We start from the raw sequence: 3,187 nt of genomic DNA, 5'->3' as shown, positions 1-3,187 counted from the left end.
GCCTTGAAGGCCGCGAAGTCGCGGTCCTTGTCGTCGCAGCCGCGATAGGCGATGCCGCCAGGCACGCCGATCTTCGGCGGACGGCAGGTGTAGGCGGTACGGGAAATGTCCGGGGCGAAGGCCGCGAATTGGCCCGATTTGCTATAGCGGTCGTTGAAAGGCTGCGCCGCGTTGCTGGCGATCGAGCCGGTCAGGCAGGGGTGGCCGGAAAACATTTTTTCGCTGTCCTTGGGCAGCAGGCATTGCGCCAGTTTCGTGTGCACGCCTGAAGCGGTGGCCAGCGGCGTGCAGACGGTGCCGCCGTCGCATTGCCAGGTCGCGCCGAAGCGGGTCGCATCTTCCGGCATCAGGCACGGCATGGCCATCTCGGCCGGCGCATAGTCGACCGCGTCGGCGTTCGTCCAGACCGCCGGCGGCGCAAAGGAGAGCGGACGGAAGCGGTTCGGCTGCTTGCCTTCGGCCGTGGCGGCGAGCCACGCCTGGCGCCGCGGGATCTCGGCATGAAGATGCGGCGAAATCCCGACCTCGATGCGGTTCAGCGGCGATGTTGTCTTGTCGTCTAGCCCGATGAAATGGAAACCGGCGGTCGAACCGGCCTGATGGCAACCCTGGCAGGCGCCATTGTCCAGCCGCTCGACCAGCGCTTCCGGCGTGCGCAGCAGTTTCAACGCGGAATAATCGAGCGATGCGAATTCCTTGGGCTGGAATAATTGCGTAAACGGATGATTGGCTTGCCGCGCGCTGCCGAAGGTCGACCATGATATGATCTTTCTGGCCAGGAACTCGTCGGGGATTTCATAGACGCCTTCGTCAACCGCCGGCAAATTGGCGCCGACATAGGCGGCAAGCCGTGCTTTCAGCGCCGCGTCCTGCGAGAGCCGTGCGGTGTCGGGCGTGTTCTCCAGCGGCTTCTCGCTGATAGCAGCGCCATCGATGCCGAATACCCGCATGAGATAGGCCGCCTGCCCGCCGAACTCGGTTTCCTGGCCGGACGGGAAGCGCACCACCTGCGCGTTGAGCTCCAGCTGCTTGAAGGTCAGCCCGGCCTTCTCCAGCGGCCCGCCGGTCAGCCAGCCGGCATCGACGCTCTCGTCAAGCTGTGGCGCCCAGCGTCCGGCAGTGCCGACGCAGCCGCCATCGGCATCGGGAGCGGCGCTGTAGACGGCATTGAAATTGAACGGCAGGCGCGATGCCTGCAGCTTGCCGTTCTTGCGAAAACTGTAGGCCAGGCGGTAGATGAAGCGCACCTCGCCGCAGCTCCTGTCGCCTTGCAGCAGCGTGAAATCGCGACGGTCGAGCCGGTTGACGACGCCGACCAGCCGGAAGCGCGCGGCATCGGTCTTCAGCCAGCGCATATCCATGATGCGGCCGACATTGCCGTCTGTCACCTCGTGGAGCGGCCGCCCGCCATCCTTCATCTCGGCGCGGAGCGCTGCAACATCGGAGGCAACGATGTCGACGATGGCGTGATAGGCGGGCGCCTCGCCGTAGAGCGTCTTTAGACCGTCCTCGCCGTCAACCCCCAAAACATCGGCGAAGCCGAAACCCCCGGCATCGAGCGCGGCGAGCACCGCCGGATTGTCGACGACGGTTACAGGGCCTTCGGCGCGCGCCGTCGACGCCATGAAGACAGCGATGAGGGTGGCAAGCAACGGAGCCAGGGCGCGTTTCATAGAACAGCCGTGCGCGCGTCGAAGAGTTCACGCAACACCGGCAGCAGCGCCAGCGGCAGATCCTCGGCGATCAGGCCGGGTCCGAACCGGCTGCCGGCTTCAGCGTGTAGCCACACCGCCGCGCAGGTGCCCTCGAAGGGCGGCATGCCTTGTGCGAGCAGACCGGCGATGATGCCCGACAGCACGTCGCCTGACCCGGCTGTGGCCAGCCACGGCGCACCATTGGAATTGATGGCTGCCTTGCCATCAGGCGCAGCTACGACCGTGTCGGCGCCCTTGTAGACGATCATTGCGTTGGCCCGCGCGGCAGCCGCTCGCGCCTTGTCCAATTTCGACATGGTTTTGTCCCCGGCGATACCTGGGAACAAGCGGCCGAATTCACCCTCGTGCGGCGTGATGACCAACGCTGGAGCGTTTGGCTGACGGGCGGCTTCGAACAGCGCCTGCGGCTGATGGGCCAGAGAGGTGATGGCATCGGCATCAAGCACGATCGCTCCTCCGTGGTTTGCAGTTTGCGATGCGCGTGCACCCTCCGCCAAGGTCTTGATCAGTTGCAGGGCGAAATCGCCGACCTTGGGCTTTGGCCCGAGTCCCGGTCCAAACACCAGCGCCTCGGGATGGCGCGCCGTCAGAAATTCCTGCACCTCCTCGAGTGACCCCGCCTCTCGCAGCATGATCGAGGTGAGGTGTGTCGCGTTCACCTGCATGGCATTGCCAGGCGATAGCACGGTGACCGCCCCTGCCCCGCTTCTCGCGGCGGCCATCGCCGACAGCCGCGCCGCGCCGGTAGCACTGGGACCGCCGGAAAAGACGCCGACATGGCCGCGCTTGTATTTATGCGCGTCAACCGCCGGCACCGGAAATTCCCGCAACCACAGGTCCGGCATATTTTCGAAGGTTGAGACAGCGAGCTGGGCGATGATGCCGTCATCGATGCCGATATCGGCGAGCACGATTTCACCGCATTGCCCGCGCCCCGGCAGCAGCAAGTGGCCGGGCTTTTTCCGCGCGAAGGTGACGGTGACCTCGGCGCGAAACGCCCTGCTCAATATTTCGCCGCTGGCTCCCGAGACGCCCGACGGCAGGTCGATCGCGACCACGGGCAGGCGCAGGGCTGTCACGGTATCGACGGCTTTCGCGGCATCGCCGGACAGCGGCTTGGACAGCCCTGCCCCATAGAGCCCGTCGATCACGATCGAGCCGAACTCGGCGTCGAAATCAGACAGCGGCCGGGACTTGACCAGGGATTCCGCGGCGGCGAGCGCCGCATCGCTTTCCGGCCTCGGCGCTCCGGATGACCAGATCGTTGTGCCGACGCCGCTGCCGGCCAGGAGGCGTGCGACGACATAGCCATCGCCGCCATTGTTGCCGGGCCCGCAGAGCACATGGATGTGCTTTGCCGAGGGATAGCGCTTGAGCACCTCGGTCGCGACCGCTTCGCCCGCGCGCCGCATCAGGCTGATTCCATCGGCCGGACCGGCCGCGATCGTCAGCCGATCAGCCTCGCTCATTTC

2 protein-coding genes are annotated in these 3,187 nt (G+C 65.7%); both read right to left on the bottom strand.

All coding sequences use genetic code 11. The features are described 5' to 3' along the window. The coding region (locus tag EN750_RS25845) for a hypothetical protein (RefSeq protein WP_127398243.1) at positions 1-1,673 on the bottom strand (1,673 nt) is incomplete at its 3' end. After that, positions 1,670-3,187: NAD(P)H-hydrate dehydratase (locus tag EN750_RS25840; RefSeq protein WP_127398241.1), on the bottom strand; the 1,518-nt coding region annotated here is incomplete at its 5' end. The genes EN750_RS25845 and EN750_RS25840, both read right to left, overlap by 4 nt.

The organism is Mesorhizobium sp. M7A.F.Ca.ET.027.03.2.1 (assembly GCF_003999175.1).
Classification (GTDB): domain Bacteria; phylum Pseudomonadota; class Alphaproteobacteria; order Rhizobiales; family Rhizobiaceae; genus Mesorhizobium.
Note: the sequence above shows the minus strand (reverse complement) of the source record. Positions and strands in the feature narration are given on the sequence as shown.